The organism is Streptomyces halobius (assembly GCF_023277745.1).
Classification (GTDB): domain Bacteria; phylum Actinomycetota; class Actinomycetes; order Streptomycetales; family Streptomycetaceae; genus Streptomyces; species Streptomyces halobius.
On record NZ_CP086322.1, the window covers coordinates 2,197,829 to 2,218,501 of the forward strand.

Below are 20,673 nucleotides of genomic sequence, written 5' to 3' on the forward strand. Positions count from 1 at the left end.
GTGCGCCGCGACTTCGCCGCGCACGGGTGTCTCATGCGGTCCTGTCACATCCTGCCGAGCTGTTCCGTCGAAGAGGTGTCACCACAACAACGGCAAGGAGTGCACCATGAATGCTCGCTTGAACCTCTTCGGCAGCCCGGTCGCGACCAATGCCCTGAAAGGCATCATCTCGGCGGGCAAGGTGGTCTCGGACTCGACGCTGCCGGCCGCGACGCAGGAGCTGGTGAAGATCCGCGCCAGTCAGATCAACGGCTGCGGTGTCTGCACCGACATGCACACCAAGGAAGCCACGCAGGCCGGGGAGACGTCGGTGCGCCTCAACCTGATCGCGGCCTGGCGGGACGCCACGGTGTTCACCGACGCCGAGCGGGCCGCCCTGGAGATGACCGAGCAGGGCACCCGCATCGCCGACGCGGCCGGTGGTGTCACGGACGAGGTCTGGGCGAAGGCCGCCAAGCACTACGACGAGGACCAGCTCGCCGCCCTGGTGTCCCTCATCGCGCTCATCAACGCCTTCAACCGTGTGAACGTCATCGTCCAGCAGCCCGCCGGTGACTACCAGCCCGGCCGGTTCGGATAACCATCGGCTCACCAGGAGTACCTGGCTGGGACCGCTGGTGGCGTCTCGCACCGGCAGCAGCGCACGCCCCGGGCACCTCTCGCGGGAGCCCGGGGTGCGGGTGTTGCGAGCGTGGCCTGTCGGGGTCAGGCGGCCGGGACGGTGTCCTCGAAGGCGGTCCCGGCGGCGCGGCGCTCGTCGACCCCCGCCTTGATCTGGGCGGGCGTGAGCACCTGGTCCTTGACGTGCAGCACATGGTCCACCCGCTGGTCATAGCCGCGGGACTCGGTGCCGGTCTGCCCTTCGAGATCGATCAGCCACTCATTGAAGTCGATCGACATCGGCTTCTCCGGGAGGTACTTGGGGTCGTGCCGGGCGAATTCCCGTCCGTCGACGTAATAGGCGATGCCGGTGGTGTCGATGGTGACCGCGAGGTCGTGCCAGCCGGCGAAGCTGCGGCGCTCCTCGGTGTGCTGGTTGACCACTTCCCAGGGGTCGGGGCGGAAGGTTTCCCAGGAGGTCGTGTGGAGGATGTCGCCGCTCTCGCCCCAGCCGCCGTTGGGCAGATACTCGAAGTCGTACTCGGCGTAGTCCTCGTCCATCGGGGCCTTGAGCTCGTTGATGGCGAAGAACGCCTGGTTGACGTGGTCACCATCGGGTCCGGATGCCGGGGCGTCGGGGCCGGGGGTCGGCGCGTCACTGAACTTCACCCGCGCCGCGTAGGTGCCGTACCCGAACTTCATGCGCTGGGTGTGGAGTTCGGCCTGCCTGGTGCTCTCGGCGGTACCGGATGTGGAGGTCCGCAGGGTCAGCACGGAGTTGCCGCCGTCCTTGGCGAAGGTGATGTTCTCCGGTGCCCAGGTGGCGCCCGGCACTCCGGGGCCGCCGGATCCGGAGCGTACGGTCCAGCCGTGCGCGCCGAGGGCCGGGTCGTCGTGCCCGGTGTAGTCGAAATCCTCGAAGAGGACTTCGCCGGCCAGGGCCGAGGATCCCGCGGTGGTGGCGGTCGCCGTCGCGGTGGCGCCGGCGGCGAAGCTCGTCACGGAGAGCGGTCCCGCCTGCCCCGCGGCGTCCGACGCGGGCCCTAGCTAGGCGGAGTCCTGCCAGGAACGCCGGAGTTCGTCCGCCTCGGGTCTGACGGGCTGACGCGGGCCCGCCGCCTCGCTCAGCCAGCGCCGGAACACCCGGTGCACCTGTTCGGCGCCGGTCAGCGGCTCGCCGTCCGGTGTGGGCGGGGTCAGTTCCACGGGCCACAGGAGGAAGGGGCGGCTCTGAGCTCCGCCGAGCCCGCCGTGGGAGCCGATCTGCTCCTCGAAGGCGTGCACCGTGCCCGTCACGGGATCGTAGGCGGAGTTGATCATGAGGTCGGCGGCATGCGGGAAGCGGTCGGTACGGCGTACCGCCTCGGCCGCTCCGGGGCCGAACGCGGCGAGCGGATCGGCGCCGGTGATGTGGCCGGTGTCGAGGTGGTGCTCGGCGCCGGCCGGGCCCAGCACGACCGCGCCGTGTTTCCCGGAGCGGACGAGGACGAAGCCGATGCCGGGGTGATTGGCGAGGGTGCCGAGCAGTGCGGGGTGTCTGCGGTCCAGTTCCTCCCGGGTGATCCGGCCGGGCACGTCGGGGAAGGACACCAGCCCGAGGTTCCCGGAGGTCAGCACGAGGGGGTGCGAGCCGCCCTGCCGCTCCTTGCCCTCCGGGCGGTGCAGTGCGGCACGCGCCGCCTCCCTGGCCTCGGCCCCGCTCGGCGTCCGCCCGGCGCGCCGCGGCACCGGCAGCCCGCACCCGGCGCGTACCAGATCGGCCAGGCTCAGCCCGTAGCGGTCGAGGAAGGTCACGCCGTGGCTCTGGCCGTGGTCGGAGAGCAGCACGATGCGGTACGGGCGCGGTGCGTGCCGGGCGACCTTGGCGATCAGTGCGACAGCGCGGTCGAGGCTGCGCAGCACCTGATGGGTGTCGCGGTGGCCGGGGCCCGAGTGGTGCGCGACCTCGTCGTAGCCGACGAGATCGGCGTAGACGGCGGTGCGGCCCGCGAGCATGTCGCCGATGACGGCCGCGATCACCACATCACGTTCGACGATGGTCGCGAAGGCCCGGAGGACGGGGTAGAGGCCGCCCCGTTTGACGCGCGGTGTCTCGCGCCGGAAGCGGGCGCGCAGTGACTGGACGAGCTCGCGGACGACCTCGGCGACGAAGGAGACCGCGGTACGGGTGGCGTTGGCCGGGTCGGAGAAGTACGCGAAGTAGCCGGCACGGGAGCGGTTGTGTTTGTCACGACGGGCCGCCACCGACATCACCAGGGCGACCTGGTCGGCGCCGCCGCTGAAGAGATTGCCGCGGCTGGCGCCGTCGTGGGCGAGCAGTCCGCCGTCCCCGGTGCGCTCGACGGCCCGCCGCTGGAGTTCGGCGGCGCTGGTGGGCCGGTTGCTGACGATCAGGGCGCCGGATTCCTTCTCGTACCAGCGGAAGGCGGGCAGATCCTCGTTGCTGCCGTGCAGGATGCCGAGCTGGCTGGCGCCGGTCTGGCTGGACCAGTCCGTGTGCCAGGGGGTGAGCCGGTGGCTGCCGCCGGTCCAGCCGGCGACGGTCGCCATCAGCGGGCGGTCGCCGTGGGTGGCGGCCCGTAGCAGGTCGTGGCCGAGGCCGTCGAGCTGGAGGAAGACCGTGCCGGGGGTGACCGGGCCGGGTACGGCGGCCCGGCCACGGCGGCCGGCGAGCCGCACCAGCCGGCGGTGATACGCCTCGTCGTTGCGGACCGCCAGGAAGGTGGAGGTGGCCGAGGAAGCGGCGGACATCGCGGCCGCGACGATCACAGCGGTCTCCGGTGCGGCCTGCCCGCGCGGCTCCGGGATCAGATTGAGGGCGACCAGCAGCAGGGTGCCGTTGAGGAAGAAGACGAGGAGGCCGAGCACAAACGCCGGCACCAGCAGCAGAGCACGTACGAGAACCGGCCACACCAAAGCGCTGAGCAGGCCGAACGCGCCCGCGCCAAGCCCTGCGGTGAAGGCGGTACGGGTGAGGCTGTCGCCGCTCGGGGACTGCAGCCGGAAGTCGGGCAACAGCGCGGCGAGGACGAGCAGGGTGAGGCTGGACACCAGCCAGACCGCGAGCACCCGCAGCACGGCACCGCTCAGCGTCTTCCACCGTGGCGTCCGCACGCCGTCCCACCTCACACTCCGGCCCGCGCCGGCTGCACAGGACTGCCGACAAGCGTGTCACAAGTGGTGGGGTTGGAGGCTTATGTCCGGATGGGGCGGTGGCCGGTGCCCGGGCGGCTTTCGGCGTCGGCGACGGTGGCGGCGCCGGTGTGGAAGCCGGCGTCCGGACGGCCTGCGGTGGTCGGTGCCCGTTCGGCCTTCGGGGGACGCATGAGGGAGGATCGGGACAGATGGAGGATCGGGTCAGCGGGACGGACGAAGGTTCGGTTCGGTTCAATTCGGCGATGGGGAGGGTCGGGAGGTCATCGGTGTCGGTGCGGGTCACATGGTGGGGACATGCCACCGTGACGGTCGAGGACTCCGGGGTGCGGGTGCTCACCGATCCGCTGTTCGTGCGCCGACTGGCCCATCTGCGGCGCCGCCGGGGCGCGCCGCCGCCCGCCGAGGCCGCACGTGCCGACCTCGTACTGGTCTCCCACCTCCACGCCGACCACCTGCATCTCGCGTCCCTCGCCCGCCTCGCGCCCGGCACCCGGCTCGTGGTGCCACACGGGGCGACGACGGCGGTGCCGGGGCTGCGCCGGGTGGCCGGAGCCCACAAGCTGTCCGTCACGGAGCTGCGGCCGGGCGAGGAGTTCACGCTCGGAGCGCTGACCGTACGGGCGGTGCACGCGGCGCATGACGGGCGGCGGCTGCCGTACGGGCCCCACCGGGTGCCCGCGCTCGGCTATGTCGTGCGCGGCGCGGCGCGGACCTACTTCGCGGGCGACACCGGGCTGTTCGAGGAGATGGCCGACGAGGTCGGGCCGTGCGATGTGGCGCTGCTGCCGGTGGGCGGCTGGGGACCGTTCCTCGGACACAGTCATCTGGACGCGCGGCGGGCGGCCGTGGCGACGGCCCGGCTCGCGCCGCGCAGCGCCGTCCCGGTGCACTACGGCACCTACTGGCCGATCGGACTGGACGCCGTCCGGCCGCGTGAATTCCACGCTCCTGGCGAGGAGTTCGAGCGCCTCGCGGCCCGGCTGGCGCCGGAGGTCGTGGTGCACCGGCTCGGGCACGGTGAGTCCGTATGGCCGGCGGTGGCGCGATGACGCCGTGGGGCGAGGCGCTGCGGAGTGTGCCGCCGGAGTCGACCCAGCAGGTGGTGGGCTATCCGTCGCTGTTTCTGCTGGTCGTGCTGGGGTCGTTGGTGCCGGTGGTGCCGACGGGGGCGGTGGTCAGTTCGGCCGCGGTGGTGGCGTTCCATCAGTCGTCGCCGTTCCCGCTGCTGATCGTCTTCGGGATCGCGTCGCTGGCCGCGTTCCTCGGTGACCTGGGGCTGTACGCGCTCGGGCGGCGCGGCAGCCACTCGCGGACCGGCGACCGCTGGCTGACCTGGATGCGTGCCCGCGCCGCGCCGGATCGGCTGGCGCAGGCACAGCGGAGGCTGCGGCAGCACGAGGTGCTGGTGCTGGTGCTGTCGCGGCTGGTGCCGGCCGGGCGGATCCCGGTCATGGTGGCGTGTCTGCTCGCGGCGATGCCGCTGCGGCGGTTCGTCCGGGGGAACGTTTCGGCGTGCCTGGCGTGGGCCGCGATGTACGGACTCATCGGACTGCTGAGCGGCTCGCTGTTCCCCGAACCGTGGCAGGGCGTGACGGCGGCGGTCGGGCTGACACTGGTGATCGGCGGGGCACCGGGGGTGTGGCGGCGGGTGCGGCGGGCGGAGAGGTCCTGACGGCACGGGCCGGGCCCGTCCAGGAGGAGGACGGGCCCGGGATGTTCTCCATGGGTACCGGGGTCAGAGGTAGATCCCGAGCGTGGCGAGCGTGTGCACGAAGGCCCCGACGGTCGGGCCGAGGCCCGTGTGAATTTCCGCGGCGTGGGCCGGTGCCGCGAGAACGATGCTTCCGAGGGCGAGCAGGGCGGTGGTGAGCGTGGCGACGATGCGGTGACTGCGCTGCAAAACAGCCCCTTTCAGTCCGTACGCGGGCAGCGGCGACGTGCGCACGCGACCGCGTGGTCTCTTGATCAGGGCGCCCTGAGGGGTGGTGAAGCCGATCCGCAAAGAGGCTGTCCTGCCCGCCATTCGGGCTAACGTCATGTCACCCGTACGTGTCTCCCAGCACCCGCGACGCCCCCACCGCCAGGTCCCACAGGTCCTCCCGAGGCCGCCCGGTGGCGGCCCACGCGGCGCGGACGCGGCGCAGCGGCTCCAGCGGCGGTTCGGCGGAGAGCAGGAACGTGGACCAGTGCATCGGGACCAGGGCCCGTGCGCCGAGATCCTGGCAGGCCCGGACGGCCTCCTCCGGATCGGTGTGCACCGGCCGCAGCATCCAGCGCGGGTCGTACGCCCCGATGGGCAGCAGCGCCAGGTCGATGCCCGTGTAGCGGCGGCCGATCTCCTCGAACCAGTGGCCGTAGCCGGTGTCCCCCGCGAAGTGGATCCGCCGTCCGTCGGGCGCGGTGAGCATCCAACCGCCCCACAGGGAACGGCAGGTGTCGGTCAGTGTCCGCTTGCTCCAGTGGTGGGCGGGGACGAAGTCGAAGCGTACGGGGCCCCCGGGCGCGGGCAGTTCGACCGCCTCCCACCAGTCGAGGTCGGTGACGTGGGTGAAGCCTCGGCGGCGGGCCCAGGAGGCCAGACCGGCCGGGAGCAGCAGCGGGGTCTCGCGTGGCAGCCGTTTGAGGGTGGGGGCGTCCAGGTGGTCGTAGTGGTTGTGGCTGATGACGACGGCGTCGATGGACGGCAGATCCTCCCAGCGGACGCCTACGGGGGTGACCCGCGCGGGCGTGCCGAGGATCTTGCGGGACCAGACCGGGTCGGTCAGTACGGTCAGCCCGCCGATCCGGATCACCCAGCTGGCGTGCCCGGCCCAGGTCAGGGCGAGGGTCGTGGCATCGGCGGCCGGCATCGGGCCCGGTTCGAAGGGGAGTTCCTGGATCTCACGGAGCGCCTCGGGCGCCGGGCGCAGCTTGCCGTCCCGGGCGATCCGGGCCAGCGCGCGGACACCGGGCAGCGGTGCGGTCAGCCGGTCGGTGAAGTCGCGGGGCCAGGTGCGCTTGCCGCCCAGGTGGCGCGGCTCGGGGAGCGGCGACGGGGCGAGCGGGGGCTCGGTGGACGCGGCATCCGTGGGGGCGGGATCCGTGGGGGCCGTGAGGGCGGGATCCGTGGGGGCGGAATCCGTACCGGGCTCGGGTGGCACGGACTCGCCGCGGGAGGGCTCGGTGAGGGAGCGCTCGGTCTGTTCGGTCATCGAGGGGCTCCATTCGGTGGACAGAACCAGAGGGTGCGGGGCGACGGGATACGGGTACTTCCCCAGCTCCCTGCCGGGGCGCCCCACCCATGCCCTTAAGGCAGGGGAGGGTCAGCCGGGCCCTCGTCCACCGGCGTTGCAAGTGCGGCCAGCGCGCGCGACAGGGTGTTCAACGCATCGCGGACATAAGGGAGTTGGAGAGGGTCGGGGGCGTCCAGAGCGCGCCCGCGCAGCTCCGTGTCGGCGCCGAGCAGCCCCTCTGCGCCGAACCGTACCCGCAGGGCGCCCGGCTCGTCACCGTAGTGGTGGCCGCCGCGCGCTGCCCAGGGTGCCAACTCCCGCTCCAACGCCACGGAATCGGTGATACCCCGGGCCGCGAGGGGCCTGCCCAGCGGTTCAAAGTCGGCGTACACATGGCTGCCGGAGTGCGGCGGACGGCAGACGGCGCCGGCCTTGGTGAGGCTGCGATACAACGCCCAGGTGAGGGCCCCGTAGACCCGGGCGAGGGCGGACGTCCTCGCGCGTACGGAGTCGGGTTCGCCGAGCGCGTGGGTGACGGCGCGGGCGAGCGGGCCGGGCAGCGGGGTGCCCAGGACGGACAGCGCGTCCAGCGTCGCGGACCGCAGTGCGGTGCCCCCGTCGGTGTCCGGGAAGCGGGCGAGCACGGCGGGCCAGGTGGCGGGGACGAGCGTGGCACGCAGGTCGGTCAGCACCACGACCTCGTCGGGCAGCATCTCGGCGGGGCTGAGCACCACGGTGTCATGCGGATCGTGCAGCAGATCCCGGCGCGATTCGTCGCTGATCACCCACAGCCCCTCCTCCGCCGCCGCTTCGCAGACCTCGTGCAGCTGCTCGGGCACCGGGCAGGTGCCGGTCGGTTCGTCGGCGACCGACAGCACCAGGGCGCGCGGTGTGTCGCCGTGCATCCGGATCCGGCGGACGGTCTCCAGCAGCGCGAACGGATCGGGCATCCCGCCCGACTCGGCCGGTACGGGCGCGAGGTGCACCGGTCGGCCGAGCAGCCGGGCGGGGGACGCGTACCACCCCGAGCAGGGGCGCGGCAGCACCACGGCACCGTCCGCCGCGGCGTACAGGGCGAGCAGCAGGGCGCCCGCCCCCGGGGTGGCGACCACCTGCTCGGGCGCGGTATCAAGACCGCGGCGTTCCCAGTAGCCGCAGGCGGCGGTGCGCAACGCCGGGGAGCCGCCGACGGGTTCCGGTTCGGCGCTGCCGGCTGCCGCGGAGAGATGCGCGGCGAGATCCGGAAGGACCGGCAGACCCACCGGGGCGTCCGGGTCCGGCTCCCGCGGCGGATCCGGGGCGGTCCGCTGCATCCGTGCCTCCACACTCCACGACGGCTGGTCGATCGTGGGCCCATCACATGAGTGAGGGGGCCCCGACCACCTTTACAGATCCCGGGGCCGGGGCGGGGGCGACACGTCAGCGGAGCGAGAGCACCGGCCGCCCGGCGGGACGCCGTGGGGCAACGCCCGCGCCCGTATGGGGCATCCACTCGCTCACCCGTACGAGTTGCCGCACGCCCGGCTGGGCCGGCCGCCTCTTCCGTCGCCCGTCCCCGCTCACCCACTCAGGGTTGACCGAATGGCGAGACGGGACTCTCATCATTCGAGATCGCCTACTACGGTGTACACCACACCGAAAGGCACCGCCGCGGGAGCTCATCACCCACGTCCGATCCAGGCCCGATCCACACCGTTCCACACCTGATCGCTTCCGTCCCCCGCACCCGGTGACGCAAAGGAGCCGACCATGCCGCAGGAGACCGCCGTCTACACCCACGGCCACCACGAGTCCGTACTGCGCTCCCACACCTGGCGCACCGCCGCCAACTCGGCCGGATACCTGCTGGATTCGCTGCTGCCGCACATGCGGATCCTGGACATCGGCTGCGGCCCCGGCACCATCACCGCCGATCTGGCCGCGCTGGTGCCGGACGGCGAGGTCACCGGCCTGGATCAGGTCCCGGCCGTCCTGGAGCAGGCACGTGCCACGGCCGCCGGACGAGGGGTGGCCAACGTCCGCTTCGCGGTCGGAGATGTCCACGCACTGGACTTCCCGGATGACAGCTTCTGTGTGGTGCACGCCCATCAAGTACTGCAACATGTGGGCGATCCCGTCCAGGCGCTGCGCGAGATGCGCCGGGTCACCAGGCCCGGCGGGATCGTCGCCGTCCGCGATGCGGACTTCTCGGCCATGACCTGGTACCCGGAGGTCGACGGGATGACCGACTGGCTGGACCTGTATCTGCGGGTGGCCCGCTCCAACGGGGGTGAGCCGGACGCCGGTCGCCGACTGCACGCCTGGGCGCGGCAGGCCGGTTTCGACCCGGCCGCCCTCACCGCCACCGCCGGCACCTGGTGCTACCGCACTCCGCGGGAACGGTCCTGGTGGAGCGAGCTGTGGGCGGACCGCACGATCGCCTCGGCATACGCCCGAATCGCGGTCGACGGCGGGCATGCCACGCCGGACGAGCTGGCCCGGATCGCGGAGGCATGGCGGGAGTGGGGCTCCCAGGAGGACGGCTGGTTCACGGTCCTGCACGGCGAGATCCTGTGCCGCGTCTGAGATCCGGACGCCGATCGCCCTCGGCCCCACCTCCGCACCCCTTCAACTAGGCTTGCCCGTATGGACATTCTGGGGACCTCACTGCGGGTGTGCGTCGGCGATCTCGATGCCGCGATCAGCGTCTATGAACGGCTGACCGGCGCCGAGGCCATACGCTTCCAGCGCGGCGGTGTCGCGGTCGCGGCCGTCGGGTGCTTCTTCCTGATGAGTGGTCCCGAGGCCGAGTTGTCGGTACTGCGGAAGATCACCGCGACCCTCGCCGTGCAGGACGTGGACGAGGCGCTGGCCGATCTGAAGGCCGTCGGCGCGGACATCATCGCCGGTCCGCTGCCCACGCCCATCGGCCGCAATCTGGTCGCCCGCCATCCGGACGGTTCCATCTTCGAGTACGTCGACCGGAGACAGGACGCTTGAGGGCATGACCGGCCGGCCGCCCCCACGCCGGACCGCGACGAGCCCGCCGACGCCCCCGCGCTGCAACGGCCGCCATCCAGAACGGCCGGGCAGCGCGCGGCAACGGCCGCCCGACGCTGGTGGGCTGAACAGCCCCCATGAGCCGAGCGGCCGCCCGTACGCCGAGCGCTGACGGCGCGCTGAGCGGGGCCGTGAGCCGAGCACCGACTGTGAGCTGAGCACTGTTCCCCGAGGTGGGCAGTGGCGCCCGCCTCACGGCACGGACACCTCCAGGACGATCTTGCCGCGCGCCCGGCCGGACATGCTCAGCCGGAACGCCTCGGCCGCCTTCGCCAGCGGGAACGTCGCCTCGACCGGAACGGTCAGCTTCCCGGCGTCCGCGAGTTCGGCGAGCGCCGTCAGATCCGCGGCGTCCGGCCGCACCCACACCAGATGGCCGCCCTTCGCCGTGGCCTCTCCGTCGGCGATGGACACCACCCGCGTCCGGTCCTTCAGCAGCTGCTGCGACACATCGATGACGCCGTCGCCGACGAAGTCCAGCGCGACGTCCACCCCCTCGGGGGCCAGCGCCCGCACCCGGTCGGCGAGCCCCTCGCCGTACGTCACCGGCTCGGCGCCCAGGGACCGCAGGAAGTCATGGTTGCGCTCACTGGCCGTGCCGATCACGCGGGCGCCCTGGGCCACCGCGATCTGTACGCCGAGCGAGCCGACGCCACCGGACGCGGCATGCACCAGGACCGTCTCGCCCTGCTTCGCACCGCCCCGCTTGAGCGCCTGATAGGCCGTCAGTCCGGCCAGCGGCAGCCCCGCGGCCTGCTGCCAGCTGAGCCTGGCCGGCTTGCGCGCCAGCGTCCGCACCGGGGCGGCGACCAGCTCGGCGTAGGTGCCGTGCTGCACCTCGTCCTTGCGGACATAGCCGATGACCTCGTCGCCGACCGCGTACTCGGTGGCGTCCGCGCCGACCGCCTCGACCACACCCGCGACATCCCAGCCGGGAATCAGCGGGTAGTGCGCGTGCAGCATGCCGTCCAGATAGCCTTCGACGATCTTCCAGTCCACGGGATTGACACCGGCAGCCCTGACCCGGACCAGCACCGAATCGGGACCCACCTTCGGGTCGGGCTGCTCGGTGTACTCCAGGACCGAGGGCCCGCCATAACTGTTCGTGGTAATTGCCTTCATGGCCGTTACAACGCGTGACGGTCACGGATCATTCCCGCCCTCCCGCACACGCTCACCGAATGGCGTAACTCCCCCGCGACGATTCCTTGTCGATCCGCCGTCCCCCTGAGGCGCCGTCATTCCACCGGCTACGACACCGGCATTTCACCTGCTGCGACACCGGCATGGCACGGCATCACACCGTCCGCATCCGGTACTCGTACCGCCCGGGAAGCGGGTGCTCGGTCCGGGCCTTGGCGCGTACGTCGTCGGTGACCGGCCCCTCGCCCGCGACGAGGCGTTCGGCGATGGCGTACCAGGTGTCGCTGAGGGTCTCGGCGCCCTCCCGGAGATCGGGGATCTCGAAGCCGGCGTCGAAGATCTCGCGCGCGGCGGCCGGTTGCCCCTGGGCGAGCAGGATCTGAGCGGACATCAGCCGGAACCGGCCGCCGGCCAGAACCTCCTGGGGCAGCCGTGCCAGGAGTTCCGCGGCCTCCTCGGCCCGGCCGGCGGCCAGCAGCATGGGCACCGCCTCCCGGGCGAGCGCGGACAGCACCGCTCGCCAGACGCGGGCGGACGGATCCGGCCCGATACCCTCCACCCCCCGTGCGATCGGGTCCGGCCCGGCACCCTCCGCGGCCCGTGCCGCATGGGCGAACGCCTCCGCGTACCGGTCGGCGGCCCGCGCCGTTTCACCGGCCTCGGACTCGGCGACCGCCAGGCAGTACAGCGGCAGACAGCCGACGTGGTGCGCCAGCGCGCGCTCCCAGCTGCGGACGGCCTGGGCGCGGTCGCCCGCGTGCCACTGGGCGAGGCCGAGGTGGTAGTCGGTGGACGGGCCGGACGGCGCGGACTCCAGCAGATCCCGCCAGGCGGGGGCGACCACCGTCGCCCCGGGGAGGGGCCCGCCGTCCGGCAGATCGCCGGTTCTCAGCAGGGTCAGCCAAGGCTGCTGCTCCTCGCCCAGCGTCGCCGGGCCGAACGGTGTACCGGGCAGGACAAGGCCCCCACGGGCGACTTCGAGGGCTCCCCAGCCGGAGCCGGTGGCCAGCGACTCCTTCGGTTCGGCGTCGGCGTACGGCCGCCAGGCGGCGTAGGCGGCATCGACGTCCGCCCGCGGCAGGGCCGCCTCCAGCCGCGCCGCGACCTCACCACACGCCGCGCCCCAGTCCGCGCCGTGCACCGCGGCGGGGTCGGCGGACAGCGGCCCGTACGCCTCCAGCCAGGCGAACTCGGCGCCCCCGTCGAGCGGTACGTGCTCCAGTTGTGTACGGGCCAGTCCCGCCTGGATCTCGGCGTAACCGCCGGCGCCGGGCTCGGTGAGCCACTGCTGCCAGCGCCGCCCGGCGCGCCCGCTGCCCCAGAGGAAGAGCTTGCGGCCCCGGAGGGTGTCGGTGGAGGTCTGCACCAGGCCGCGGCCGTCCGCGTCGAGGGCGGTGATCCAGCGGCGGGCGCCCTCGGGAACGTCGTAGAAGTAGTCGGCGGGGAACGCGCTGCGCAGCGGGTAGCTGCGGTCGGCGCCGTCGGCGTGGGGGACCGGGACGCGGCGCAGGGCGCGCTCGTAGCCGAAGTACCAGGCCGCGTCCGCGGGGGCGAGGACGCGAGTGCCCGCCTGCGTGACCGCTGACGGCACGGCGCCTTCGGGGACCGCGATATTGGACCACCAGTAGACCGGGGCCGTTTCATGGTGCGGGTTGCGGACGCGTACGCCCACGTAGAGGAACTCGGAGCCGTCCGGAAGCCACAGATCCACTTGGAACGGCAGATCGCTCAGTCGCTCCCACTCCCACAGCCGGAGCATCTCCCCGCCATCCGGCGCCGGGACGCGGGCGGTGTGCAGCGGGGCGCAGGCGAGGGTGGAGTGCCCGGTGGCGCCGATGTTCCATTCGATGCCGCCGGAGAACCAGGCGCCGTTGAGGGCGAACGCCGCGGGCTGAAGTACCGGGTTGCGGTAGAGCAGTTCGCGGTCGGTGGGCTTGTGGTGCAGGGAGTACACCCGGCCGCCGAGGCCGGGCAGGACGGTGGCGCGCAGCCGGTCGTTCTCGATGACGAGCGCGTCCAACGCGGTGTCACGGCGTTCGCGGCCGTATCCGTCCCGCAGCCGCGCGGGCAGCAGCGAGCGCAGCGGACGGTAGCCGATCTGGCGCGCCATGTCGGCCGGCAGTGCGGCGCTCCCGGTGATCTCGACACGGTGCGGATCGGCCGCGCCGCGCAGCGCGGGGAGCGGGTTGTCCGGGCCGATGGGGGCCGCGGGAAGGGTCAGGGTGGTGCGTCGCACGCTCGTGGCCACGGCTGCCTCGCAAGGTAGGACCGGGCCGCCTCGGCTGCGGCGGCCCCTGTTGACCATGGAACATCGTCAACGCCCGGCTGAACAGGGCCTCTTGCGACGCGATCGGCGCAAGATCGAGTCAGGATCGAGTCAGGATCGAGTCAGGGCTGCGCAAAGAAGCTCTCCAGGGGGCCGACGAGCGGCACCGCGCCGGCGCCCTCCGGGGCGCGGTCCGGATAAGATCCGGAAGACCGGCACGGTACGGCGGAAGACGATGCCCATGGCGGACCTGGCATCACGCCGATGCCATCCCGACGTCCCGGACCGGGCATCACCCCGCGTCCTCGGGCAGCATCTCCCTGGTGATCGCCCAGCGCTCGTGGTCGCGCCAGGCCCCGTCGATGAAGAGGAAGTCCGGGGAGAAACCTTCCAGCCGGAACCCGGCGCGTTGCACCAGGGCGATCGACTGCACATTGGCCGGCTGGATGTTGGCCTCCAGGCGATGCAGCCCCATCGTCCCGAAGGCGTGCCCCATCACGAGCCGCAGCCCCTCGCTCATCAGCCCGCGCCCGGCGGCATGCGCGAACACGCCATAGCCGATCGCACCGCACCGGAACCCGCCGTAGACGATGTTGTTGATCGTGACGAAGCCCGCGATCCGGCCGCTCTCGCGCTCGCAGATCAAGAAGCCCGCGCGCACCGGCTCCTGAAGCCTCCGGAAGTAGCCGTCGTACGCCTCGTCGGTGACGGGCGGGAACAGCCAGGGATGGTGCAGCTCCGCGCTCTCCCGGGCCGCCGTCGTGAACTCGTCCCGGTCGGCGGCGGTGAAGGGCCGGATGGCCACCCGGGGGCCACGTGCGAGGTAGCGGTCATTGGGCCTCATCGGGCGATCGTACGAAGGGTGACGGTCCCTGGCCAGGCTCCGCGCCCGGCGTCCGGCAAGCCCCGCGCCTCGTGCGACACACCATGCGGCCCGGGGCGCTCAGCAGGCCCTGCCGACCGGTGCGGCGCGCGACGGCCATCTCGACTCGGTCATCGACACTCTCTGCTTGGACGGAACGGAGTGGAACGGGATGGGACAGGACGGAACGGAACGAAACAGGACGGGACGGAGCTGGACGGAACGGCGGCATACGGACTGCCTTCGCGAGACACTCCCCTTCACTGTGACGCGCCGTCACATCGCGCCCCAGAACCGTGACGGAGCCATCGGAAGGCATGCGAGCGGGCCGAACACGTCCGAAAACGGCGCAAGTTGGCCGAACTGCGCGTAGACGTTCCCGGTACGCCTGACTTGAAGTGGAGATCTGCGCCGCGAACACGGCGGCATCAGCGTTGACATCCGACAACGCGAGCAGCTCAAGTCACTCGTCCCAGGAGGCGAGAGCCGTGACCGAAGCAGTCTCCTTCCCTCAGGACCGCACCTGTCCCTACCACCCGCCGACCGACTATCAGCCGCTGCGCGAGGCGGGCCCGCTGTCGCACGTCACCTTCTACGACGGCCGGTCGGTATGGGCGGTGACCGGCCACGCCGAGGCGCGGGCGCTCCTCGCCGACCCGCGCCTCTCCGCCGACCGGCAGAATCCGGCGTTCCCGATACCCGTCGAGCGCTTCGCGGACGCCTCCCGGCGGATCAGGACACCGCTGATCGGCGTGGACGACCCGGAACACAACACCCAGCGCCGGATGCTGATCCCCAGCTTCAGCCTGAAACGGACCATCGCGCTGCGGCCGGAGATCCAGCGCATCGTCGACGATCTGCTCGACCGGATGCTGGCCCAGGGCCCGCCCGCGGAACTGGTGTCCGCGTTCGCACTGCCCGTCCCGTCGATGGTGATCTGCTCGCTGCTCGGGGTGCCCTACGCCGACCACGAGTTCTTCGAGGAGCAGTCCCGTCGCGCCCTCCGCGGCCGTACGGCGGACGAGGCGGAGGACGCGCGCCGCAAGCTGGAGGACTACTTCACCGAGCTGATCGCCCGTAAGGAGCGGGAGCGGGGCGACGGGCTGCTGGACGAGCTGGTCGAGGACCAGTTGCGCACCGGCTCCCTCGAACGCGAGGACCTGGTCCGGATGGCCATGATCCTGCTGGTCGCCGGCCATGAGACCACCGCCAACATGATCTCACTGGGCACCTTCACCCTGCTGGAACACCCGGAGCAGCTGGCGAAGCTGCGGGCCGACGAGAGCCTGGTGCCGGCCGCGGTGGAGGAGCTGCTGCGGTTCCTGTCCATCGCCGACGGCATGCTGCGGGTCGCGACGGAGGACATCGAGATCGGCGGCCGGACCATCCGGGCCGACGACGGGGTGGTGTTCCCCACGTCGCTGATCAACCGGGACGACACCGCGTATCCCTCGCCGGACGCACTGGATCTCGGCCGCGCCGCCCGCCATCACGTGGCGTTCGGCTTCGGAATTCACCAGTGCCTGGGCCAGAACCTCGCCCGCGCGGAGATGGAGATCGCACTGCGCTCGCTCTTCCGCCGGATCCCGGATCTGCGACTCGCCGTGCCGGCTGCCGAGATTCCGTTCAAGCCGGGTGACACTTTGCAAGGCATGATCGAACTGCCTCTGGCCTGGTAGCGACGGCGGAGGCGGACGAGTGAGAGACGAGTGAAAGGGGTCCCGGATGCGGATCACCATTGACAAGGAAACCTGTATCGGCGCCGGTCAGTGCGCCCTGACGGCGCCCAGTGTGTTCACCCAGGACGACGACGGTTTCAGTGCCCTGCTGCCCGGCCGTGAGGACGGCGGGGGTGACCCTCTGGTGAAGGAGGCCGCCCGCGCCTGCCCCGTAGGCGCCCTCACCATCGAGGACGACTGACGCCACCCGGCACGGGCGGCCGACGCCCTGTCGCGGTACGACGCGGACGACGCGGAGGCCGCGGACGGCGCACGGCCGCAGCCCGGCGCCCGCCCCGCGCACGACCCGTGCCGCTGTCCATCCTCATACCTACGGCATCCACCTCATCCGCTACCGCAACGTCCCCTGCGTGACGGGTAGTTCGAGGACACCCGTGTCCTCGGGCGTGCTGGTGACCGTCACCGGCTTGACGCCGCGATTGCCCGTATAGGCGGAGTCGCTCGCGGCGACGACGAAGCGCAGGCGGTGCCCCGGCCCGAAACGGTGCACGATGCCCGGGAGTTCCACGGTGAACCGCCGCGTCACATCGGGCACCCGGGCCGGGGCCACCAACCGGTGCACCAGCTTCTTCCTGCCGTCCGGCGCGACGTCGTACAGCTTCGCGAAGAGCACCAGCTTGTCGGCCGCGTCGGCGGAGTTCTGCACCCGCTCGGTCTTCGGCGAGGCGACCTTCAGCGTCACCCTGGGCACGCCCACGACGTCCACGGGGCCGCCCGTCACCGGCTCGGACGTCCAGCCCAGGTACGTGCCCTTCGTGTCGAACGCCGCGGAGTCCGGCAGTCCGCGCAGCGCGGCCATCGAGTTCTCGGAGTGGCTGCTCGCCACCCGCTTATTGCGGTACGTCCGGCTGCCGGCCGCCACCTTGCCACGGCTGCCGACGAGCTTGCCGTCGCCGGAGAGGAAGAGCCGCTGCTCGCCGCCCACCGGATAACCGGACGAGGTGGCGTAGGCCGGCCCCTTGCTGACCCAGTCCCGGTAGTACGCGAAGACCGGCCCGGTGCCGGTCGCCTTCCGGTGGCGCAGATAGCGGTCGAACCAGGCGAGGATCCGCCGTCCGACGTAGCTGGTGTCCAAGTTGCCCTGGGCGAGGTTGAGTTCCCCCTTGACGGGCTTCCGCATGCCGCCGCTGTGCCCCCAGTGCTGCCAGATCATCTTGGTGTCGGTGCCCTGGGCGGTGAGGGTCCGGTAGGTGGTCACGGCCTCGTTGAGATTGAAGAGGGTGTCGTCCTGGCCCTGGACCAGCAGGGTCGGCGCCTTGACCGACTTCAGATACGAGACCGGGGAGACGCTCCGCGCGTAGGCGACCACCACCTCGGTCCGGCCGTCCGGATACTTCCCGGAGTCCAGCAGCCGCTTCATCCCGCAGGCCGCCTCGACGAAGTGCAGACAGCCCGCACCGCCCATCCGCGAGCGGTCCAGCCGCGGCATGACCAGCCCCTGGGCCTCGCCGAGCAGAAAGAACCCGTTGGTCCACTGGTACTTGTACGCGCCGGGCACCGACGCACTGACGCCCTTCGTGCGGCCGATGTTGTTGGGGTCCAGGGAGTAGGAGAGGTCGTTCCAGGTGATGAGCGGGACCAGCGCGTCCACCCGGTGGTCGACGGCCGCGGTGGCCAGCTGGACCGCCCCGCCGTACGACCCGCCGATCATGCCGACCCGGGGGTCCTTCTTGCCGTCCTTGGTGACGTAGTCCACGCGGGTGCCGTTGTCGGCCCTCCGGGCACCGGCCAGGAAGTCGATGAGCTGACGGGCCGCCATACCGTCGATCTGGGGGTCGTCGAGGGAGATCGGGCAGCCGGACTTGCCGAAGCCGAGCCCGGAGTAGGCCAGCGCGACATAGCCGCGGGTGGCGAACGCCTTGGCGCTGGCGGCGGTCGCACTATCCGACTTACTGCCGCCGAAGCCGTTGGTGGTGACCACGGCGGGCGCCGGATGTCGGGCGTTGACACCGGACGGGCGGTAGAGGTCCGCGTCGACAGCGCACTGGCGGCGGCCGGCCTGGACGGTGATCTTCAGCGCGGTGACGGTGTACGGGTTGGTGGCCTCCGAGGTCGCGGGGGCGGCCAGGGCCAGGGGCGCGGCGAGGGCGGTGCCGGCCAGCAGGGCGACAGAAGTGCGGAGCAGAGGCCTTGACACGGGTCGGGACTGGGCTCGGGACACGCCTGGAGACCTCCACAGAACGGAAAATTTCGTACCAACTAGTCGGTAAAGGCGCGCTCATGCTGTGACACGAATAACAGAATGTCAACGAAACCGGGCACGAGTCGGCGATAGGACGTCAGTTCAGGGGCTGTGCGTGGGGCGTGGACGGGCGCAGGGAGGTGACATCAGGACCTGGAAGGGTGAACGAAGCGTGACGGCGCGTCAGGCCACCTCCTTCCGGTTCACTGCGCATGCCGGTCAGGTCAGCGCCCCGAGCCCGCCCGGCCGGTCCACCAGCACCTGCCGCAGTCGCTCGTACGGGCCGCAGCGCGGAGGGTGGATCAGCCGGGCGCGTCACGGGAGGGGGAGGCGGATCAGCCGGCGGGCGGATCGGCGGGGGCACCGTCATCTGCGGAGCTCAAGGGTGGGGACGTCGTCGCGAGGGAAGCCGAAGGTCTGGGCGTAGAGGGAGAGTTCGGCCTCCACGGCGCGCACCATGGTCTCCTCGCGGCGGAAGCCGTGGCCCTCTCCGGGGAACGTCAGATAGGCATGCGGGATGCCGCGGCCGGCGACCGCGGCCAGGAACCGGTCGCACTGCGCGGGCGGGCAGACCGCGTCGTCCAAGCCCTGGAGCAGGAGGAACGGCGCGGCGATACGGTCCGCGCGGTGCAGCGGGGAGCGTTCCCGGTAGCGGTCGGGGACGTCGGCGAGCGGGCCGACCAGCGACTCCAGATAGTGCGACTCGAAGTCATGGGTCCCGCCCGTCGCCCAGCCGGCCAGGTCCAGGACCGGGTAGCTGATCGTGCCGCAGGCGTAGAGGTCGGTGGCGGTCAGCGAGACGGCGGCCGTCCAGCCGCCGGCGCTGCCGCCTCGGATGGCCAGCCGGGCGCGGTCGGCGGTGCCCTCCTCGGCGAGTGCGCGGGCGACCGCCGCGCAGTCCTCGACGTCCACGACGCCCCACTGGCCGCGCAGCCGCTCGCGGTACTCCCGGCCGTGGCCCGTCGAGCCGCCGTAGTTGACCTCGGCGATGCCGATGCCGCGGGAGGTGAAGTAGGCGATCTCCAGGTCGAGCACCAGGGGGGCGTGGCTGGTGGGGCCGCCGTGCGCCCAGACGACGAAGGGCGGCAGCTCGCCCTCGGGGGCGGCGTGGCCGGGGTTGTGCGGCGGGTAGATGTGGGCGTGGATGTCCCGGCCGTCGGGCCCGGTGAAGGTGCGCTCCTGCGGCCGGGGGTAGTAGGCCGGGTCCAGGACATCGGTGTGCCGGGCGGCGATCGCCCGGGAGCGGCCGGTGCAGGTGTCCAGCTCGACGATCTCGTACGAGCGGTGCGGGCCGGCGGCGATGCCCATGACGCGGCTGCCGTGGACGGCGAGTGTGGGGGCCCAGGCCGTCCAGGGGCCGACCGTGTCGACCAACTCGCCGGTGACCGGGTCGAGGATGCCCAGGGTGTTGGCGCCGCGGCCGTGGATGACCGCCAGGGTGCCGTTCTCCAGCGGCAGGAACCAGCGCTGGCCGACGGCCCACAGCGGACCGCCGAACTCCTCCTCCCGGGCGGGGCACAGACGGCGGCTCGCCGCCACGCCATCGTCCCCCGGTCTCGGCTCCTCCCCCACGCTCGGCTCCGCTCGCGCGGGGGGACCCCCATGCCCGGGGGGACCCCCGCCGTCAGGGTCGATGCGCTGCAGCTCCCACCAGCCGCTGAGGTCGGAGACGAACAGCAGCGAGCCGTCGGCGGACCATTCGATCTGGGCGATGGACTCGCCAGGAGCTCCGCCCGGCGCGCCGGTGCCTGCGGCGCCGGCGTCGCCGACGAGCGGCCGGGCGTCCGTGAACTCCCCTTTGGCGGTGATCTCGGCGAGCATGACCAGCGTGCCGTCCCACGGCATCTGGGGGTGGTCCCAGACGATCCAGGCCGCCCGGCGGCCGTCCGGGGAGAGCCGCGGGCCGGTGACGAAACGATGCCGGTCGTCACTCAACTCCCTTACGGCACACCGGTGTTCGGTGGCCGAGCCGTCCAGGGGCACGGCGGCGATCACCCGGCGGACGTCCGTGGGCAGTTCGCCGGTGAACTCCTCCAGGACGCACCACACTTCCCCGCGGTCCGGGAGCAGCACCGGGTCGACCCAGCGCAGGCCGCCGCCTACGGAAGACAGCGGGGTGAGCGGGCGCGGGGCGACGCCGCTGTCCGGTTCGTAGGCGTACAGCCGCTGGTCGGCGAAGTCGCTGAAGACGATCAACGGTCCGTCCTCGGTGACCGTGCCGGCCCAGGGCTGGCCGCCGTACTCCAGCACCCGGCTGCGGACGTTCCAGGGCGCGGGCAGCACCGACTCCTCTGCGCCGTCCGGCCGTCGGCGTATCAGCGCCCGGCGGCCGCCCTCGGCGGGCCGCGGCTCCGTCCACCAGACCTCATCGCCGACCACACCGAGGAATGCCGGGCGGCCGTCATGGCCGGCGACCGTCCGGGCGTCTATCGGGGACGGCCAGGTTCCGTACGGGGCCGTGGTCACCATGCTGG

At 72.1% G+C, this 20,673-nt stretch carries 17 protein-coding genes and 1 pseudogene; 7 read left to right on the top strand and 11 right to left on the bottom strand.

Features of this window, described 5'->3' with window-relative positions:
• Window positions 1-106 precede the first annotated feature (106 nt).
• Window positions 107-580, top strand: a complete 474-nt coding sequence (locus K9S39_RS10450; protein WP_248863077.1) for a carboxymuconolactone decarboxylase family protein — start codon at window positions 107-109, stop codon at window positions 578-580.
• A 125-nt stretch (window positions 581-705) separates the two neighbouring features.
• On the opposite strand, the pseudogene K9S39_RS10455 reads toward K9S39_RS10450, so the two are convergent.
• The 3 genes and pseudogenes from K9S39_RS10455 to K9S39_RS42050 form a co-directional block, all read right to left on the bottom strand.
• Window positions 706-1,602 (bottom strand): annotated as a pseudogene (locus tag K9S39_RS10455) (glycoside hydrolase family 16 protein); the annotation flags it as partial.
• A gap of 45 nt (window positions 1,603-1,647) precedes the next feature.
• Window positions 1,648-3,714: a phage holin family protein gene (locus tag K9S39_RS10460; RefSeq protein ID WP_248863078.1), complete on the bottom strand. Its 2,067-nt coding sequence runs from the start codon at window positions 3,712-3,714 to the stop codon at window positions 1,648-1,650.
• 80 nt (window positions 3,715-3,794) lie between these two features.
• Window positions 3,795-3,926: a hypothetical protein gene (locus K9S39_RS42050; protein WP_283112299.1), complete on the bottom strand. Its 132-nt coding sequence runs from the start codon at window positions 3,924-3,926 to the stop codon at window positions 3,795-3,797.
• A 96-nt stretch (window positions 3,927-4,022) separates the two neighbouring features.
• On the opposite strand from K9S39_RS42050, the gene K9S39_RS10465 reads away from it, so the two are divergent.
• Together K9S39_RS10465 and K9S39_RS10470 are read left to right on the top strand one after the other, a co-directional pair.
• The gene (locus K9S39_RS10465) at window positions 4,023-4,805 is read left to right on the top strand and encodes an MBL fold metallo-hydrolase (RefSeq protein ID WP_248863079.1); all 783 of its coding nucleotides are present in this window, start codon (window positions 4,023-4,025) and stop codon (window positions 4,803-4,805) included.
• Entirely contained in the window at window positions 4,784-5,428 is a 645-nt protein-coding gene (locus K9S39_RS10470) for a DedA family protein (protein WP_248863080.1), read from the top strand. The genes K9S39_RS10465 and K9S39_RS10470 overlap by 22 nt, the downstream gene beginning before the upstream one ends.
• Before the next feature lie 63 nt (window positions 5,429-5,491).
• Here the strand turns inward: K9S39_RS10470 and K9S39_RS10475 are convergent, their stop codons facing one another.
• The 3 genes from K9S39_RS10475 to K9S39_RS10485 all read right to left on the bottom strand — a co-directional run bounded on the left by K9S39_RS10475 (window position 5,492) and on the right by K9S39_RS10485 (window position 8,281).
• The gene (locus K9S39_RS10475) at window positions 5,492-5,758 is read right to left on the bottom strand and encodes a hypothetical protein (RefSeq protein ID WP_248863081.1); all 267 of its coding nucleotides are present in this window, start codon (window positions 5,756-5,758) and stop codon (window positions 5,492-5,494) included.
• Window positions 5,759-5,795: 37 nt separating this feature from the next.
• Window positions 5,796-6,947 carry an MBL fold metallo-hydrolase gene (locus tag K9S39_RS10480; protein WP_248863082.1) on the bottom strand — a complete coding sequence of 384 codons (1,152 nt, stop codon included), beginning with the start codon at window positions 6,945-6,947 and terminating at the stop codon, window positions 5,796-5,798.
• A gap of 95 nt (window positions 6,948-7,042) precedes the next feature.
• Window positions 7,043-8,281 carry an aminotransferase class I/II-fold pyridoxal phosphate-dependent enzyme gene (locus K9S39_RS10485; protein ID WP_248863083.1) on the bottom strand — a complete coding sequence of 413 codons (1,239 nt, stop codon included), beginning with the start codon at window positions 8,279-8,281 and terminating at the stop codon, window positions 7,043-7,045.
• 436 nt (window positions 8,282-8,717) lie between these two features.
• On the opposite strand from K9S39_RS10485, the gene K9S39_RS10490 reads away from it, so the two are divergent.
• Together K9S39_RS10490 and K9S39_RS10495 are read left to right on the top strand one after the other, a co-directional pair.
• A complete protein-coding gene (locus tag K9S39_RS10490; protein WP_248863084.1) occupies window positions 8,718-9,533 on the top strand; it encodes a class I SAM-dependent methyltransferase in 816 nt (271 codons plus the stop codon).
• A 60-nt stretch (window positions 9,534-9,593) separates the two neighbouring features.
• Entirely contained in the window at window positions 9,594-9,947 is a 354-nt protein-coding gene (locus K9S39_RS10495) for a VOC family protein (RefSeq protein ID WP_248863085.1), read from the top strand.
• A 252-nt stretch (window positions 9,948-10,199) separates the two neighbouring features.
• On the opposite strand, the gene K9S39_RS10500 is transcribed toward K9S39_RS10495, so the two are convergent.
• The 3 genes from K9S39_RS10500 to K9S39_RS10510 form a co-directional block, all read right to left on the bottom strand.
• Window positions 10,200-11,129 carry an NADP-dependent oxidoreductase gene (locus K9S39_RS10500; protein ID WP_248863086.1) on the bottom strand — a complete coding sequence of 310 codons (930 nt, stop codon included), beginning with the start codon at window positions 11,127-11,129 and terminating at the stop codon, window positions 10,200-10,202.
• A 175-nt stretch (window positions 11,130-11,304) separates the two neighbouring features.
• Window positions 11,305-13,398 (bottom strand): DUF5107 domain-containing protein, encoded by a 2,094-nt coding sequence (locus K9S39_RS10505; RefSeq protein ID WP_248863087.1) that lies wholly within the window; start codon window positions 13,396-13,398, stop codon window positions 11,305-11,307.
• A gap of 310 nt (window positions 13,399-13,708) precedes the next feature.
• Window positions 13,709-14,260, bottom strand: coding sequence for a GNAT family N-acetyltransferase (locus K9S39_RS10510; RefSeq protein ID WP_248863088.1), 552 nt, complete (start codon window positions 14,258-14,260; stop codon window positions 13,709-13,711).
• Between the two features lie 506 nt (window positions 14,261-14,766).
• On the opposite strand from K9S39_RS10510, the gene K9S39_RS10515 reads away from it, so the two are divergent.
• Both K9S39_RS10515 and K9S39_RS10520 read left to right on the top strand, forming a co-directional pair.
• Window positions 14,767-15,957 (top strand): cytochrome P450, encoded by a 1,191-nt coding sequence (locus K9S39_RS10515; protein WP_248863089.1) that lies wholly within the window; start codon window positions 14,767-14,769, stop codon window positions 15,955-15,957.
• Window positions 15,958-16,003: 46 nt separating this feature from the next.
• Window positions 16,004-16,198 carry a ferredoxin gene (locus K9S39_RS10520; RefSeq protein ID WP_248863090.1) on the top strand — a complete coding sequence of 65 codons (195 nt, stop codon included), beginning with the start codon at window positions 16,004-16,006 and terminating at the stop codon, window positions 16,196-16,198.
• A 150-nt stretch (window positions 16,199-16,348) separates the two neighbouring features.
• Here K9S39_RS10520 and K9S39_RS10525 read toward each other — a convergent pair whose 3' ends face one another.
• Together K9S39_RS10525 and K9S39_RS10530 are read right to left on the bottom strand one after the other, a co-directional pair.
• Entirely contained in the window at window positions 16,349-18,154 is a 1,806-nt protein-coding gene (locus K9S39_RS10525) for a CocE/NonD family hydrolase (RefSeq protein WP_248863091.1), read from the bottom strand.
• A 411-nt stretch (window positions 18,155-18,565) separates the two neighbouring features.
• Entirely contained in the window at window positions 18,566-20,668 is a 2,103-nt protein-coding gene (locus K9S39_RS10530; protein ID WP_248863092.1) for a S9 family peptidase, read from the bottom strand.
• Window positions 20,669-20,673 lie beyond the last annotated feature (5 nt).